Below are 15,537 nucleotides of genomic sequence, written 5' to 3' on the forward strand. Positions count from 1 at the left end.
GTTTTAATTGATGGAAAATCAATTTATACCAATTATTACCTCACGTATTACCCACAGAACGACGCACAGCAACCGACGCAGGAAAAGCATGAGAATTCGCGATTATATCAGGGATGACCCGCTGATGGGCCAGAAGCGTGATAACAAATCGGGATTGCAGGGCGTGGTTCAGGGTGGCAGGTTTGGTTTGTGGTTTCCAGATGCATAAACCGGCCGCAAAACCTGCCCGGCGTGCCCGCCAGGATCTCGGGCATGAGACTCCCGCCTGCATCTTCCGTGCGGCCATTCGCGCGTTTCTTCCCCACCTCATCCTGGCTGCCATTGATTTCCGCTACACTAAGCCGCATGTTACTTAGATTGCGTTGCGCGACCCGCTGCGCCCCATACATCTATAAAGGACTGCGCTATGACCAATCCGCTACTGACATCTTTTACGCTTCCCCCTTTTTCTGCCATTAAGCCTGAACATGTGGTACCTGCCGTGACGGAAGTGCTGAGCCACTGTCGCGCAGAAGTTGAAAAAGTGGTGGCACAGGGCGCGCCCTACACCTGGGATAATCTGGTTCAGCCGCTGGCGGAAACCGACGATCGCCTGAGCCGTATCTTCTCACCGGTCAGCCACCTCAACGCGGTTAAAAACAGCCCGGAGCTGCGTGAAGCCTATGAGCAGACGCTGCCACTGCTCTCTGAATACAGCACGTGGGTCGGTCAGCACGAAGGTCTCTATCAGGCGTATCGCAACCTCAAAGAGGGTGATCAGTACGCTGCACTGGATCTGGCGCAGAAGAAAGCGGTCGACAATGCCCTGCGTGATTTTGAACTCTCCGGTATTGGTCTGCCAAAAGAGAAACAGCAGCGCTATGGCGAAATCGCCGCGCGTCTCTCTGAGCTGGGTTCGGCTTACAGCAACAACGTGCTTGATGCCACCATGGGCTGGAGCAAGCTGATCACCGATGAAAGCGAACTGGCCGGTATGCCGGAAAGCGCAATGGCGGCGGCGAAAGCACAGGCCGAGGCCAAAGAGCAGGAAGGCTGGCTGCTGACGCTGGATATCCCAAGCTATCTGCCGGTAATGACTTATTGCGACAATGCGGCGCTGCGTGAAGAGATGTATCGCGCCTATGCGACGCGCGCCTCCGATCAGGGGCCGAACGCCGGTAAGTGGGATAACGGTCCCATCATGGCGGAAGAGCTGGCGCTGCGTCACGAGCTGGCACAGCTACTGGGCTTCGACTCCTACGCCGATAAATCGCTGGCGACCAAAATGGCGCAAAGCCCGTCACAGGTGATCGACTTCCTCAACGATCTGGCTAAACGCGCCCGTCCGCAGGGTGAGAAAGAGCTGGAGCAGCTGCGCGCCTTCGCCCAAAAAGAGCATGGCGTCACTGAACTGAATCCGTGGGATCTTACCTATTACGGTGAAAAGCAGAAGCAGCATCTCTACACCATCAGCGATGAGCAACTGCGCCCTTACTTCCCGGAAGAGCGTGCGGTCGCCGGTCTGTTTGAAGTGGTAAAACGCATTTACGGCATCAGCGCGAAGCAGCGCACTGACGTTGAGGTTTACCATCCAGACGTGAAGTTCTTCGATCTGTTCGATGAAACCGGCGAACTGCGCGGCAGCTTCTATCTCGATCTCTACGCCCGCGAGCACAAACGTGGCGGTGCGTGGATGGATGACTGCGTCGGCCAGATGCGTAAAGCCGATGGCAGCCTGCAGAAGCCCGTTGCCTACCTGACCTGTAACTTTAACCGTCCGGTGAAAGGTAAACCTGCGCTGTTTACCCATGACGAAGTGATCACCCTGTTCCATGAGTTTGGTCACGGCCTGCACCACATGCTGACCCGCATCGAAGCGCCTGGCGTTTCCGGCATCAGCGGTGTGCCATGGGATGCAGTCGAACTGCCAAGTCAGTTTATGGAAAACTGGTGCTGGGAACCGGATGCGCTGGCGTTTATCTCGGGTCACTTTGAGACCGGTGAACCGCTGCCGAAAGCGCTGCTGGATAAGATGCTGGCGGCGAAGAACTATCAGGCCGCGCTGTTTATCCTGCGTCAGCTGGAGTTCGGCCTGTTCGATTTCCGTCTCCACACCGAATTTAACCCGGAGAAAGGTGCGCAGATTCTGGACACCCTGCGCGAAGTGAAAAGTCGCGTGGCAGTCGTTCCAAGTCCGGAATGGGGTCGTTTCCCGCATGCGTTCAGCCACATCTTTGCCGGTGGCTATGCAGCGGGTTATTACAGCTATCTGTGGGCAGACGTGCTGGCGGCGGATGCATACTCCCGCTTCGAAGAAGAGGGCATCTTCAATCGCGAAACCGGTCAGTCCTTCCTGGATAACATCCTGACGCGTGGTGGTTCTGAAGAGCCGATGGAGCTGTTCAAACGCTTCCGTGGCCGTGAGCCGCAGCTCGATGCGATGCTGGAACATTACGGCATTCAGGGATAAGTCGGTTCGTGAAAATCTGTTTGCTCGATGAATCAGGCGCCGGAGACGGCGCCTTATCACTTTTAGCGCAGCGCTGGCAGCTGGAGCACGATGAAGACGCGCCGCTGGCTCTGGTGCAGACGTCAACGCACCTTGAACTGCGTAAACGTGATGAGCCTAAGCTGGGCGGTATTTTTGTTGATTTTGTCACTGGCGCGATGGCGCATCGCCGTCGCTTCGGTGGTGGACGCGGCGAGGCCGTCGCTAAAGCGGTCGGTATCAAAGGCGGTTATCTGCCGGATGTGGTTGATGCGACTGCAGGACTGGGTCGTGATGCGTTTGTGCTGGCCGCACTCGGCTGCCGGGTGCGGATGCTGGAGCGTCATCCGGTAGTGGCTGCGCTGCTGGAAGATGGATTGCAGCGCGGTTACCAGGATGCGGAAATTGGCCCGTGGCTGCGCGACCGCCTGACGCTGATTCATGCCGCCAGCGCGCAGGCGCTGGGCGATATCACGCCGCAACCGGATGTGGTCTACCTCGATCCGATGTATCCCCATCGCCAGAAAAGTGCGCTGGTGAAAAAGGAGATGCGGGTATTTCAGTCGCTGGTCGGGCCGGATGAAGATGCGGATGCACTACTGGAACCGGCCCGGCGGCTGGCGAAGAAACGTATCGTGGTCAAACGGCCAGACTATGCACCGCCGCTGGCGGGTGTGGTGACGCAGGCGGCCGTAGTCACCAAAAGTCATCGCTTTGATATTTATCCGCCACTCGTCACTCTTTTATAAAAGATGACGCAACTTTTTCGCTCACCTGTGCGCTATAAATTGGCGTCAGGCGGCTAAGAGCTGAGATAATAACCAGTTTAGTGCTATTCAGGATATTATTGGAGACAGGCGTTTCAATTCCACTCTGATAGCGTAATAAAAAAAAGCATGTCTGATAATTTATCAGGCATGCTTTTAGTTCACCCTAATAACGCGTCAGTGTTAACAGGGTTAAGCTGAAACTAAATCAGACCAGTTTAGCCAGGAAGCCGGAAAAGGCGCTTAAAAAACCTTTAGCGAGACTCAGGCCAAATGCTTTATAGGTCAGGCCAATTTCTTCAGCCACAACAGTGGTTTCACCCATAGATTTGACAGTGGCATCAAAGAGATCAGAAACCTGAGTCAGCGCGCTATTAACACCGCCAATAATTTCGGTCAGGCCTGCGCCGCTTACTGCTGCGATTTCAGTCTGGTTAATTTCTCTCATAATCAATATCCTTATTAAAGTTTAAGTCACATTACCCTGCACTCTCTACTGCTAATGCAGTGGGGAGTGCAGGGTAATGTAATGAAAGAGAAAAAGGCAGTCTATAGTAAAATAGCTAAAAGCAGGCTTTCTCTTTTAAATGCCTTTTATATTGCAGCCTATTAAGTAATTTTTATTATGATGTATTCAAAGTGTTAAAAAAACGTCAGCGATAATTTTTTCTTAATGCTCAGGGTGAATTAATTTCAATCTTATTAAAAAAATTATATTTTTATATTGTATTAATGATTCATCCATTGAGGTTGTCAATAACTAAAGTAAAATATATTAATTAAATCAGATAAGTTAATTGCTACTGAACAAGTCAGTGATTACACCATGAATTAACAGAGGTCAGGATTACATCGCGGTTCAGGCAATCCAGCATGGTGACTATCAGGCCCATTGACATAATCAAGTTATAACTGGGCAACGTATTTCACTACCTGCACTTTATGGGGCCCGTTCTTCCCGAATGGATTATGACGCATTATTCCATCACACATTGATATAAAATTATTAATGTTTGATATTTTAACTTCTACTGGGCTTTTGACGCATAATACATGTGCGCCAGCAGCTGTTGCTGCCGCAATTCCATGAGGATTATCCTCTATTACTACGCATTCCTGAGGCATCAGCTTCATACGAGCAATGGCCTGATGGTAGATTTCCGGATGCGGTTTACCCCGTTTTACGTCCTCATTTGATAAGGTGAAGTCAAGATACGCCTGGAGTTCGGCCTTTTTCAACATAGTGTCTACACTAGCCCGGATAGAGTTTGAGGCCACAGCTAGCTGGTAGCCCTGGTCTTTGAGATTTATCAAGGCAAGCTGATGGTCTGTGACAGGATGACAGCGCTCTGCAACCATCTGTAGTGTATAAACCTGTTTCATTCGGTTAATAAACTCGTGAAGGCTGGCCGGTAAATCATGGCTGATGTTGAGTCGAATAAGCTTATCGCGTGTCGGCAGTCCGTCAAACTCACTTTGATGGGCATTTCGGCTTATGCCGTGACCAAATAACGCTAGCGCCCGATTCAAGGCCTCATAGTGCCAATCCCTGGCATCAATCAGTACGCCATCCATATCGAAAATAATGCCGCGTATTTTAGTCATAACAGAATTGCTCCCGCCTGTTCTGGATGGTCCGTGCAAAGCATCAGACCGTTATGACTTCTGACCGACACAGGTAACGCCGCAAGGCGAGACCAGAAAACGTCGGGCGAGCGGCCATGCAGCTCTGGTGATACCAGGCATACGCTCTGCCCCAGAGCCAGCCATTTTCCCAGTTGCTCTGCAGGTGGAAACCGTTCGCTAAATGCATCCCACCACAGGGCTCCCGCTAGCCTGGTCAATGGCCCCTCATCTTCATACTCACTCAGACGAGCGGCAACCGGCATATGTGCTGTAAGATAAGGCAGCGTATCTGGGATAGACATATCAAAGCAGAAGTAGTCTCTGACGCCATAGTAATCAAGCAGGTATTTAAGTGGTATGGTCAGCCCATCTGATTTAATATTCAGCGCCAGCGTCCCTGGAGAGCCAGCATCCACATAATTACCCAAAACTCTCGAGAGTGTAAGCGCTCCCCGGCGAGGCATGTCGTGGCTAATAACCAGTTCGCCGTCAAGATCCCGGATGTCAGTCTCAATTCCAATCCCCGACTGAAAAGCCTGCTGCATTGCGCGCAGGGTATTTTTTTCCTCACTACAGCGCCAGAGGCCGCGGTGTGCAATTATCTGCATATTTTTATTTTTCCGAGTTAATGCATGCGCTGGTTCGCTGCTCATAAAAAGAAAGGGCACCAGAGATGCTTCCATCAAAGACGGCTCTTCCCTGTTCCAATACCAGTCCGCGCGAGCATACCTGCTGCAACTGTTTTTCGTCATGACTGACCAGCACAAGCGTACCGCCAGCGCGTTGAAAATCATGTATCCGTGCCAGACACTGTGCCTGAAACCCGGCGTCGCCCACTGCCAGAGCCTCATCAATCACCAAAATATCGCTGTCAAGATGAACGCCTATGGAGAAGGCAAGACGAAGGTTCATGCCTGAAGACCACGTCCGCACAGGCGTGCTGATAAAGTCACCTAAGCCGGAAAAGGCGAGAATATTGTCTACCTGGCGAGTAATGTCGCGGCGGGACATCCCCAGAATTGCTCCTGCAAGGTAAATATTCTCCAGACCGCTCAAATCGAGATGAAAGCCTGCCCCCACTTCGAGCAGCGAAGATATTTTTCCATTGACCCGGATGCGCCCAGCAGAAGGCCGCGTAATTCGCGTTAACAACTTCAGGAGCGTTGACTTGCCAGCGCCATTGCGCCCAATAATGCCTAAAGACTCGCCAGGCAATAGGTGAAAGCTCACGCCGTTCAGCGCCATAAATGGCGGTACGCAGGCGGGCTGTCTAAAGGATAGCGCGCTCCTCAGTGTATCTCCGGTATTACGAGACCCTGCGTAGCGGCGTGTAACACGTTCAAAAATAATCATGCCCGCTCTGTCGCCTCCGGTTCGTTACGAATGAAATAAGCGTATCCGGCTGCAGCCACTGCCAGGCTGCTGACGCCAGCTGCCAGCAGGGCATTTGGCGACGGTACAGCACCATTTATTAGTGCGTGCCGAAAGAGCGTAGTCAGGGCCGCAAGAGGATTAACCGACGCCAACCACTGCCAGCGTGCTGGTAATATTCCGGGCGTCCAGACAACTGGCGTCGCGTAAAACATGCTCTGGATCAGCAGCGGCATCAGGTGGCGCACGTCCCGATAGCGCAGTCGTAGTACTGCCAGTACGCATCCTGCTCCCCAGCCACACAGGGCGGTCATCAGCCCACAAAGCAGCAGGAGCGGGAGCTGCAGTGGTGACCAGCTTATGCCGACTAACGGCAGCAGGAGGCCAAGGCATAATAGCGTTAATATGAAATCCACTAAGCTGATGCCGCAGGCTGCCACGGCCAGCGCCGTCCGCGGAAACCAGATCTTTTTTATCAGGTGCAGGTTATTTAGCAGGCATTCGCTGGTTGCGTTTAGTGCGGCGGAAAACAGCATCCAGACAACCAGGCCACATAGCAGAACCAGCGCATAGGGCGCACGATATTCCGGCGACTGGAAACGCACCATGATGCCAAAGACGCAGTAATAGAGTGTCATGTTCAGCGCAGGATTGATTAAAGCCCATAGCCAGCCAAGCCAGGTCTTACGATAGCGTACTGTTAAATCACGCCAGACAATCTGATGGACCAGGTGACGGGCCTGCCAGAGCTCACGCAACGTTTCCCGACTGCCAGGATCTGAAGTAAATCCTGAGCAGGAAGAAGGCGTAAAAATTTTCGATAATATTTTTTTTGACAAAACAGTTACTCGCTCCGGTGAACAAAAAAACGCAGCGCCAGTCTATGCAACGCGTTACACCGCAATAAAAGTCTTCGAAACCGATAGCCGCAACGCCATGCGTGTATGAAAAACGCATAAATTACATCAGGTAAAGAAAATCTCTGCTTTTCCTGATAACGTGCTGCTAACCGCTGCCAGCGTGAGTGCGTATAGGTGCTGAATAGCCCTCTAAGGGGATAACACCGCCAATATTTAGGCCAGGAAAAGCCCAGCATCCTGGCTGAGAAAGGTACAAAGTTGGCCATGTACCACTGCTCTGAAGCTGCAATATTGTGAGCAGAGTGGTCAAAGTTACCCTGATAAACCCACTTCCCGGTCGCCTGGTAGATGGCATGTACCCAAAACCATTGTTCCGGAACGAAACGCCAGGGACAGCCTAGCCCGGGCATGCTCACTGGAGAAAAAATCGTTGGTCCAGCGGCTGGCGCGTTGAAGAACAGACGCAAATCCTCTGTATGACCCGCCAGAAAAATGTCGCCGGGATGGTAAAGATAAGGCAGGCTACCGCGAGCATCGCGAGCAAACCAGCTGGCATTGATGACACGCGCCCGAAACACACGGAAGGCGGTATCGCGCGGTACTTCAGTTGTATCGCGCATGACGTGCTGTGCAAGCAGAAGAATTAACTTTCGGTTGTAGATAAAGGAGTCTGTCCGCAGTTTGACTGCAAGGGTCCGGCTGGCGACAGCCAGACCTGCACTCGCGGAAACGCGCAGCCGGTTGAGGTTTGTGACGTAACGATTGTCTTTAATTGTACCGATCAGGGCTCCAGGATCCTCACTCAGCACGAGTCGTACGCCCAGCGGTTGAAGGCGTTGCTGCCACGCATTAGCCTGATCCGGGTAGCTATTCCAGCTCGACAGAATAATTTCGGCGCGTGGAAAGGCGAGGCGTGTGCGCGTCAGATTTTTCATGACTTCATCACTGAGCTGACCACTATGATTTGAGGCCGCCCCTTGAAAAACGATGCTGAGGTTTTTCATTCTCGCTCCGGCATATCATGCTGTCCTGTCATGCCACAGCCCCACAAACTTGTCTCCGTGCCCGGTGCATCGCCGGGCTGGCAAGAAACGCAGCCAGATCGTCCGGTGTGCCCAGACCATACATGCCGCCACCAATATTGACAGTGTCAATTGCCGTCAGTCCACGGTTATACATCCTGCTGTAGACCGGTGCCACGTAGAACTCGCCCTTGCTGCGGTCGTCAGCCTCAATCATGCTGCGCGCATCGCGGCAGAAATCGCTGCCGTGGCTAAAGAAATAGATACCCACCGTGGCCTCGTCTGACACGACTTCTTTTTCAATAACCTGGCAGACCCGACCTTCGTTATCCCGACAGATGTAAGACCATTTGGGACTGTCAGCTGGCATAGTCATAATAAGGCCATCGGCATAGTGCTTGTCCGCTGCTTCCAGAAAAGCGTCAATGCTGGTATCCACCCACTGGTCGGCATTGGCAATCAGCAGTGGATGTACGCTATCAATGAAGTCAGACGCCATCAAAACTGAGCATGCAGCGCCTTCAGTGAGGCCGGGTGTGCTCACCACCTCACTGCCCGGCGCAAGCTGCTTCAGGCGGGCGCGAAAATCATAGCGATCCAGGTGAGTCTGCTGACAGACAAAGATAAACCGGTGCGGCCGGGAGGGGCGAAGGTTACGAATAACCAACTCTATCATCGGGACATCCCCGATCCGGATAAAGGGCTTTGGATCGGTAAAACCGGCGTCTGCAAAGCGGCTGCCCCGTCCGGCCATAGGAATAACAATATTCAGCATTGGGTATCCTCATCAGGATATTTATCGTCAAGGGTGCCGGGATGCTTGACCACCACGGTTACACAATCGGTCAGCGCCTCAAAAGCCGTTGAGGTGCCTGGCATCAGAGTAAGAATGTCCCCGGCCACCAGGGGCTCGCCAGCCATGCGTGCCTCGCCTGACAGCAGCAGGGTTACTTCAGTTGCTATTCTGTGGTAGTGGGCCTCCCCACGGTAGCCTGCCGGAAAAGACTGTACGGCCACTTCCACGTCTGATGTCTGATAGGCTGCCGGGGAAAAGGCTCCTACAAACCAGCCCCTGGTCATGTCAGCCAGTCGGCTTCGGCATACCGACTGAGCAATCAGTTTATTCATATTTGATAATCCTAAATATCTCTGCCTGATGACAAAAATCAAAATAAAAAGTACTGGCTCATATAAAACCAACGCAGTTCATAATTGATATTGAAAATTATTATTTTCATTATCATGTTATTGCTGACATGCCGGATCTTTCAGCCGTTCATCCTGAGGGAATATGCTGTTGCCTTCTCGAAGATAACGGCAGGCTGCCATTTCATGGTGAAGGTAACGTAGTGTCTCGACCTGACCGACATAATTATCTGGATGAGTGTGCGTTTTAAGCCAGCGCGCATTCTCACTTATTACATCCCGGAGTAACTGCAGGTCACCGCTCTGGTTGTACTGCTCAAACATCAAATTCATACGATCTGCGTCATAGCGAGATAGCAGCAGCCATGGCACCTGTGATCGGTTTATGCTTAAAGCATTGGGCATGTCGCCCGCGTCAAAATGACTTAATAGGCTGTTTATCTGGTAAGTGTTATACAGCGAACCCAGCAACGACATGCAAATACCTGCAGCAGCGGCACGCATATAAAATTCTATTTTCATTCTGGATGGCTTTATCGACAACTGCGGACCGGCACGCTCCAGGTTTAACGTAATTAACAGCAGGAGCAGAGCATGGGGCGAAGAGAGGTAAAGCGGATACTCAAGCATTGTATGAAGCAGCACCGGTAGCATAGCCATTGCTATAAGTCTTCGTGCTGGCGTCCAGTTTTTCTTGAACAGCATCACTACGGCGCTACCCATTACTACCAGTCCCGCCAGAGCAACGATGCCTCCCTCCATCCAGACATATAGAATTTCATTGTGAGGGTGGCCCATGAACTCGCGGGATGGGTTAGGATGATAGTGTGACGCGATATAGTGCTGGAACTGCACAATAAAGCTGCCTAAACCCCATCCCGCCCAGGGGTGAAGCCTTATCATTTCCCATGTCACTTTAAACGTCAGCCAGCGCTGAAAGTTTGAAGCGCTGTGATCAAGAGCCTGCGTTTCGGCTCCCCCCGGCAAAGATATTCCGCTTAGCAAAAAAATACCGGCGGCAATCCCAACGGCAGGAGCAAATACTATGGCAGCCACATCTCCCCGCCACATTCGCTGCGCTCTCCCACCCTGTCGGCGAGCAGTAAGCAAAACAGTAGTCACAGCGGAAAGATAAACAATAATTCCACCCAGCCAGCCTGTACGTGATTGTGTTAAAACCAGGGTGCAGGGCAGGAAAATCATTGTGACGATCAGATAAATATACTTAATCTTATCAGGATGAGACGACGGCAGGCCGTTCTTGCCTTTACGATAAAGAAATACCATCCGGTAAAATAATGCCAGTGAAAGGGCAAAACCCATAGCTATCAAGCTAGCTGTAACATTCACCTGCTGGAATATACCAAGAGATACCCGTCCACCGGTTTTCAGGAACATCTGGTTTACGGGGCTAAGGATCGAAGGACAAAATAACCCGGCGATTACATTACCTCCCTGAATGACTGACGCCAGGGTTATGCACCAGAGTAGCAGGCGCTTAGTTGCAAAGCTGAACCGGCATTGCAGTAGAGCAAAATAAAATACAGCACAGCCCCAGAGTCCGGCCAGACGAGGTAATGAGTAAATAATCCAGTCAAAGTTTGGACACCAGAGTACAGGAAAAGTGAGCAGTATGATGGCCAAAAATAACAATCCGGACGTCTGTGTAATCACAAGGCGACCTGATGGTATTAAAACAGCGATAATGAAGATAATAATTACAGCTATCGCCCAGGCAACAATATTCCATGGCAGCCCGACACCTTCTGCACCTCCGGAATTGTAAAGAGGGCAGTGCAGAATTATGCATATCCATAAGCAGAGAATAGTTAGCACAGCCTTTTGCGTGATAATAACCTGCCAGTCCGCACGTTTAGCAGGATTTTTTATGTTTTTCATAATGAATCATATTTCTGTGCTTGATAATACGAGATAAGTAATCGTCCGCACTAATTAACAGTGTCGATTTCGTATGCGCTCAATCAAATAATAAATCTATCGTTAGTCGTATGTCAGCGTGAATTCTGTGTCGGCATCCGCCGTGCCAGGCCTGACGCTATTATTTCCGGTGGCAACATAATTCGCCTTAAAATTCAGTATAATATTGCCATTCTCATCTATTACACGTCGCAAAGAATTATTGCCCATAGGAATGCGCTCACCGCTACTATCCATAATTTGCACAGCTACCCCGGTGGCGTAATCGTCATCGTCGCTTTTCAGGGCGAGGAGTTCGGGGTTTGTCTTATCTTTTGTACCTGTAAACGCAGTAGTGACGCCACTGGCAGTACAACCTGTAAGGTGAATACTGAAAGGTACAGGCGAGGTTGTTTCACCCGCTTTTTTTAATTGTTTTGTCGCCCATTCGCCAAGTTTAACTGGCTTGTCGACATCATTTGGATCAACAGTGCAGCCTAGCGCAACCACCGTGCCTGTAAGTTTAATATTGATCTCACCAAGAACGCCCTCTGCATTTGCTGGCGTTAGAACCATAAGTGTGCTCAACAACAGGATGCCTAAAGCAGCTGCCCGAATGGAAAATATTTGCAAGGAAATACCGGCTTTAATCAAAATCGACACGCAAATAGCCCTCCGAAGTGAAACGGCCTTCCACAGGTTTTTTTCCCGTGACACTGACAGGCCATGCGCTGATGGGTACGTTAGCTGAAGCGCTTTCGTCCAGCTTGAAGGGAATGTTGCTGTCGATACTGTTCGGTGTCAGCGGATTGTATTTACCATTAGCGATCACAAAACCCAGATCCGGGTTATCGGAAACAAGAGCATTTCCGGTAACTTTATTCGCCTCAATGCGCAGGGAGAGCAAGGCCTGGGCATCAATGTTTTTGCATTTGATGCCAATGCTGCGGGTCTGAGGATTAACACCAGCAGGCTTGTTGCCTGCACCGGCCTGTGAAAAAGCGGATGCAGCGATATTGCCAAAGTCCATAGTAATAATCTGCCCGGCATTAAGTTCACAGCTTTGAGGAACAATCATTTTTCCTGAGTAAGAGATCGTATAAACTACTTTTTCTAATGCATCTGTATTGGTAGTCGTAACATATACATAAAAAGCTGGCGTTAAAGAGTAATTAACACTACCAACAAAAGGGCGTGTTAGTTTGAAGTGGAAATCAAGATCTGAATCTTCTACTGCAAAAGGTTTATTTTTGCTGACATTGCTGTCATTCCCCATATGTACGTAATTTACCGGTGGATAGTAGGTTCCGGCGTAAGAATCTTTTATAGAAATACCCGCATTAAGATAATCGTTTAATTTCACATATTGATAGTTCCCATCTTTATCAATGATAGGGTGTGGAGATATATAGCTTCTGTAAGTATATCTGACTCCTACTCCTGCGGGACATATGGCCTTAACGCCAATATAAGAGCCAGCGTTTTTTACAATATTGAAAATGTAGCCAGCCTGATTGTTAGATGCGCTAAGGTTTTGAGTAATATCATAATTGATATTATCGGGTGTTCCTTTAATGTTGGAACAAACTGCAGCTTTGGTGGTGCCAACTTGAATAAAAAGCAAAGCGCAACTATATACGATTAATTGGATAATTTTTTTCATCTGTTTATCAGGTGAACCGATTATTTGCATCATTTATTTCTCTTGACCGGATTACAGTTGATTGACATCCGCACTACTGGAAGTGATTCACTATTGAGCGGCAGACTGTAAGGCACCTGACATTTATTCTGGTCACCATTTCCCCATACCATCTCAAGCAGCCCTTTCAAAGGCACTCCCGTCATGTAAGCTTCACCAGTATCATCAGCTATGCCGGTGGTTCCGGAGGTTTTCTCAGCAACAACTGTTCCAAACGGAACGGGATGTCCATTGTGAGTCAGGCTGAACATGGCTCTTAGCCCCACGTGCGTCCGGTATTCTGCCCGAACGATAGCGCCCTGCGTCGGCACCACATTTTGCACGCTATCTTCCAGGTCGGTGTGCATATCCAGACTCTTTACGTCAAGCGCTACGCGATTGCGGCGGTACATCGTGGCATAAGGCATTACTGCGTAACCCCGCCAGTCAGTGCTAACCCCCGATTCGTTCTCCACCCGTACGCCTTTTGCACCCGGAGCCTTGATCAGTACATTGGTATCCCCCAGTGACTGGCTAAAGGTGAGGCCGTTTGCATGGGCTACCATACCGCCCGAAAAATCCCAGTTCCAGGCGTGCTCATTCTGGCTGTAGCTGTAGCCGCCGCTGGCCCGCCCAACTTGTCCCTGCCAGCTCGCGTTCAGACTTCCACTGCCACCACTGCTGCTGCTGTGTCCCTGCGTCACGCTGTAACTCAAGTTGTTTCCCTCAAGCAGCGTTCCGGTCACACCGGTCTGCATCTGAGTAGTCCCATCCTGGTCACGGCTCATTTGAGCAGTGGCATACATGCTGTTAAGCCGGTCATGCTCAGCCATGTCGTGTCCCAGCCAGCGGCCAAATGGTATTGATACGTTCAGTGATACCAGACGGTCAGTACCGGGCATGCCCTGGCTACGGCTAAGAGAGTATGAAAGATTGTAATTAATGCCGTTCCAGCCACTGGAGAAACCCGCCTGGTACCAGGTATCGTTACCGGTACTGTTCCAGTAGTCCTGACGAGTAGCCGTTAGGTTCAGGGATCCAATATCCGATATCTGCTGCGAGACGCTCACCTGCAGGCGCCCCTTTTTACTGTTGCGAAGGTCGTGGTAACTAACGGGTTCAAGGTGACGCCCACGGCTGTCGCCTTCATCCTTCCACTCATACTGGTAACCGTTCATGACATTCCAGGCTGCCTCATCCAGGGTATAAAATCCCCGGGTGGAGTAGCGGTAGCCAAGTAACTGAAAAGTCGTACCATAATCGTTCAGGGATTTGGCATAAAGGAAACGTATCGACTGGCCATTGTGTGTGCTGCCGTCGGTCAGCTCGGTGTGCGCAGCAGTTACATCGGCTGATACCGCACCCAGGGTGCCAAGATTCATGCCAGCCCCAGCGACGGCAGAGGTATATTGCTTTGCGAACTGGCTCCCGCCATATAAGGTCATGCCGCCGCGAAATCCCCTGGCAAGCGTGCCCTGAACAAAGAGTGGGGCGCCTTTGCCAGCCAGGCCGCTGCGATAGCGGCCAACAACCACATCATATTTCAGGTGCCCCTCTCGCTGCAGCAGGGGAACGGTCGAGTAAGGAACCACAAAGGTCTGCACTGCACCTGATTCATTTTTTACCGTGACCTCCAGGTTGCCACTTGATGATGTGGCGCTAAGGTCGCTAATTTCAAAGGCACCAGACTGTACGGTGTTCTGGTAAATAACATAACCGTTCTGGCGGATCGTTACCTGTGAACGGCCTGCCGCAATGCCACGTATGGTCGGCGCAAATCCCTGCTGACTGTCCGGATACATAGGATCTGCGGAGGAGAGACGGGCACCGCGAAATCCCAGACTGTCATAGATTTCACCTGCGCTATTGCTATCGCCTAAAATCAGCTCACTTTTTAACGGGATAATGGTCCGTTCGGCATAAGTGGATATATTCTGCCATTTCTGCTGACGATACCCGCCCACATAATCTGAGTAGGTCCATGCACCATTATTACGAAGCCGCCAGGCCCCAAGGTTCAGGCCGCTTGTCAGGTTGAGGTAGTAGTTACTGCTATCGTTACCCTTACTTCCGGTAAGGGTATAGTCCAGCAGGCCGGCATTGATTCCTTCATCCCACTCCTCGGGTGGAATATATCCCCGGATGCTGTTCTGAATGGCGGCTTGTGGAAAAGAAAGGGTCAGGCGCTGTGATGAAAAATCGTACGAAGAAGATGCGCCGGGAAAGAGACGCATAAAGTCCACGCACTGATTTTCGTCATGCAAACTTTTCAACTCTTTAACTAATGCAGTATTAACGCCAAGCCGCTTCAGCCATTTAATTGACAGGCAAGGCGTCAGCCCCGTACCGTCATCCTTGAGCTGTCCGATACCCGGAGTTGTGTTTAAACTGGATGTTTTTTTGACTGCGTCAAAACGCAGGGGGCTGGTTGCCGCAAACTCGTCGTTAACCCAGATATCCACCCGATATACACCGGGCAACTGTCCCGCACCATTTTCAAAGCGTGACAGGTCCGCCACCTCCCCGCCATCCCTGGATAAAAAAGCAGGATTAAACCAGTCCTTAGCATGTGCAGAGCCTGTCAGCGCAATAAATACGGCAAGTGTTAAGTACCGGAAACGAGGTAGCCGGTATGGCGTGCGCAGTACTTTATTGTTTAACAAATACATGACATAACTCT

The 15,537-nt window shown here is 50.8% G+C and carries 14 protein-coding genes; 2 read left to right on the top strand and 12 right to left on the bottom strand.

All coding sequences use genetic code 11. From position 1 onward, the window contains the following. The first annotated feature begins 406 nt into the window (after positions 1 to 406). Together prlC and rsmJ are read left to right on the top strand one after the other, a co-directional pair. Positions 407 to 2,449, top strand: coding sequence for an oligopeptidase A (gene prlC / locus ACR8BN_RS01325; RefSeq protein WP_434747257.1), 2,043 nt, complete (start codon positions 407 to 409; stop codon positions 2,447 to 2,449). A gap of 8 nt (positions 2,450 to 2,457) precedes the next feature. Beyond that, positions 2,458 to 3,216 (top strand): 16S rRNA (guanine(1516)-N(2))-methyltransferase RsmJ, encoded by a 759-nt coding sequence (gene rsmJ, locus ACR8BN_RS01330; RefSeq protein WP_434747258.1) that lies wholly within the window; start codon positions 2,458 to 2,460, stop codon positions 3,214 to 3,216. Between the two features lie 226 nt (positions 3,217 to 3,442). Here the strand turns inward: rsmJ and ACR8BN_RS01335 are convergent, their stop codons facing one another. The 12 genes from ACR8BN_RS01335 to fimD form a co-directional block, all read right to left on the bottom strand. Further along, entirely contained in the window at positions 3,443 to 3,682 is a 240-nt protein-coding gene (locus ACR8BN_RS01335) for a hypothetical protein (protein WP_434747259.1), read from the bottom strand. Positions 3,683 to 4,140: 458 nt separating this feature from the next. Beyond that, positions 4,141 to 4,839, bottom strand: a complete 699-nt coding sequence (locus ACR8BN_RS01340; protein ID WP_434747260.1) for an HAD family hydrolase — start codon at positions 4,837 to 4,839, stop codon at positions 4,141 to 4,143. Further along, entirely contained in the window at positions 4,836 to 5,513 is a 678-nt protein-coding gene (locus ACR8BN_RS01345) for a hypothetical protein (protein ID WP_434747261.1), read from the bottom strand. The genes ACR8BN_RS01340 and ACR8BN_RS01345 overlap by 4 nt, the downstream gene beginning before the upstream one ends. Next, positions 5,473 to 6,213: an ABC transporter ATP-binding protein gene (locus tag ACR8BN_RS01350; RefSeq protein ID WP_434747262.1), complete on the bottom strand. Its 741-nt coding sequence runs from the start codon at positions 6,211 to 6,213 to the stop codon at positions 5,473 to 5,475. The genes ACR8BN_RS01345 and ACR8BN_RS01350 overlap by 41 nt, the downstream gene beginning before the upstream one ends. Then, positions 6,210 to 6,989, bottom strand: coding sequence for an ABC transporter permease (locus ACR8BN_RS01355; RefSeq protein ID WP_434747263.1), 780 nt, complete (start codon positions 6,987 to 6,989; stop codon positions 6,210 to 6,212). The genes ACR8BN_RS01350 and ACR8BN_RS01355 overlap by 4 nt, the downstream gene beginning before the upstream one ends. Positions 6,990 to 7,075: 86 nt before the next feature. Then, positions 7,076 to 8,095 (bottom strand): WavE lipopolysaccharide synthesis family protein, encoded by a 1,020-nt coding sequence (locus ACR8BN_RS01360; RefSeq protein ID WP_434747264.1) that lies wholly within the window; start codon positions 8,093 to 8,095, stop codon positions 7,076 to 7,078. Between the two features lie 28 nt (positions 8,096 to 8,123). Beyond that, positions 8,124 to 8,888, bottom strand: a complete 765-nt coding sequence (locus tag ACR8BN_RS01365) for a glycosyltransferase family 2 protein (protein WP_434747265.1) — start codon at positions 8,886 to 8,888, stop codon at positions 8,124 to 8,126. Further along, positions 8,882 to 9,241: a cupin domain-containing protein gene (locus ACR8BN_RS01370; protein WP_434747266.1), complete on the bottom strand. Its 360-nt coding sequence runs from the start codon at positions 9,239 to 9,241 to the stop codon at positions 8,882 to 8,884. Before ACR8BN_RS01370 ends, ACR8BN_RS01365 begins: the two co-directional genes overlap by 7 nt. A gap of 117 nt (positions 9,242 to 9,358) precedes the next feature. Further along, complete coding sequence (locus ACR8BN_RS01375; protein WP_434747267.1) at positions 9,359 to 11,158, bottom strand: O-antigen ligase family protein; 1,800 nt, start codon at positions 11,156 to 11,158, stop codon at positions 9,359 to 9,361. A gap of 102 nt (positions 11,159 to 11,260) precedes the next feature. After that, entirely contained in the window at positions 11,261 to 11,839 is a 579-nt protein-coding gene (locus ACR8BN_RS01380) for a fimbrial protein (protein ID WP_434747268.1), read from the bottom strand. Next, the gene (locus ACR8BN_RS01385; RefSeq protein ID WP_434747565.1) at positions 11,823 to 12,839 is read right to left on the bottom strand and encodes a fimbrial protein; all 1,017 of its coding nucleotides are present in this window, start codon (positions 12,837 to 12,839) and stop codon (positions 11,823 to 11,825) included. The genes ACR8BN_RS01380 and ACR8BN_RS01385 overlap by 17 nt, the downstream gene beginning before the upstream one ends. Before the next feature lie 29 nt (positions 12,840 to 12,868). After that, positions 12,869 to 15,526 (bottom strand): outer membrane usher protein FimD, encoded by a 2,658-nt coding sequence (gene fimD, locus ACR8BN_RS01390; protein ID WP_434747269.1) that lies wholly within the window; start codon positions 15,524 to 15,526, stop codon positions 12,869 to 12,871. Positions 15,527 to 15,537: the final 11 nt, after the last annotated feature.

The organism is Pantoea sp. Lu_F5_004, assembly GCF_051136245.1.
GTDB lineage: Bacteria > Pseudomonadota > Gammaproteobacteria > Enterobacterales > Enterobacteriaceae > Pantoea > Pantoea agglomerans.

Bases quoted from the DNA above. Each gene is read 5' to 3' on its own strand.
- ACR8BN_RS01345 (WP_434747261.1), bottom strand. From the start codon at position 5,513: ATGAGCAGCGAACCAGCGCATGCATTAACTCGGAAAAATAAAAATATG.
- ACR8BN_RS01335 (WP_434747259.1), bottom strand. From the start codon at position 3,682: ATGAGAGAAATTAACCAGACTGAAATCGCAGCAGTAAGCGGCGCAGGC.
- ACR8BN_RS01340 (WP_434747260.1), bottom strand. From the start codon at position 4,839: ATGACTAAAATACGCGGCATTATTTTCGATATGGATGGCGTACTGATT.
- ACR8BN_RS01350 (WP_434747262.1), bottom strand. From the start codon at position 6,213: ATGATTATTTTTGAACGTGTTACACGCCGCTACGCAGGGTCTCGTAAT.
- ACR8BN_RS01385 (WP_434747565.1), bottom strand. From the start codon at position 12,839: ATGAAAAAAATTATCCAATTAATCGTATATAGTTGCGCTTTGCTTTTT.
- ACR8BN_RS01375 (WP_434747267.1), bottom strand. From the start codon at position 11,158: ATGAAAAACATAAAAAATCCTGCTAAACGTGCGGACTGGCAGGTTATT.
- ACR8BN_RS01365 (WP_434747265.1), bottom strand. From the start codon at position 8,888: ATGCTGAATATTGTTATTCCTATGGCCGGACGGGGCAGCCGCTTTGCA.
- ACR8BN_RS01370 (WP_434747266.1), bottom strand. From the start codon at position 9,241: ATGAATAAACTGATTGCTCAGTCGGTATGCCGAAGCCGACTGGCTGAC.
- fimD (WP_434747269.1), bottom strand. From the start codon at position 15,526: ATGTATTTGTTAAACAATAAAGTACTGCGCACGCCATACCGGCTACCT.
- prlC (WP_434747257.1), top strand. From the start codon at position 407: ATGACCAATCCGCTACTGACATCTTTTACGCTTCCCCCTTTTTCTGCC.
- ACR8BN_RS01360 (WP_434747264.1), bottom strand. From the start codon at position 8,095: ATGAAAAACCTCAGCATCGTTTTTCAAGGGGCGGCCTCAAATCATAGT.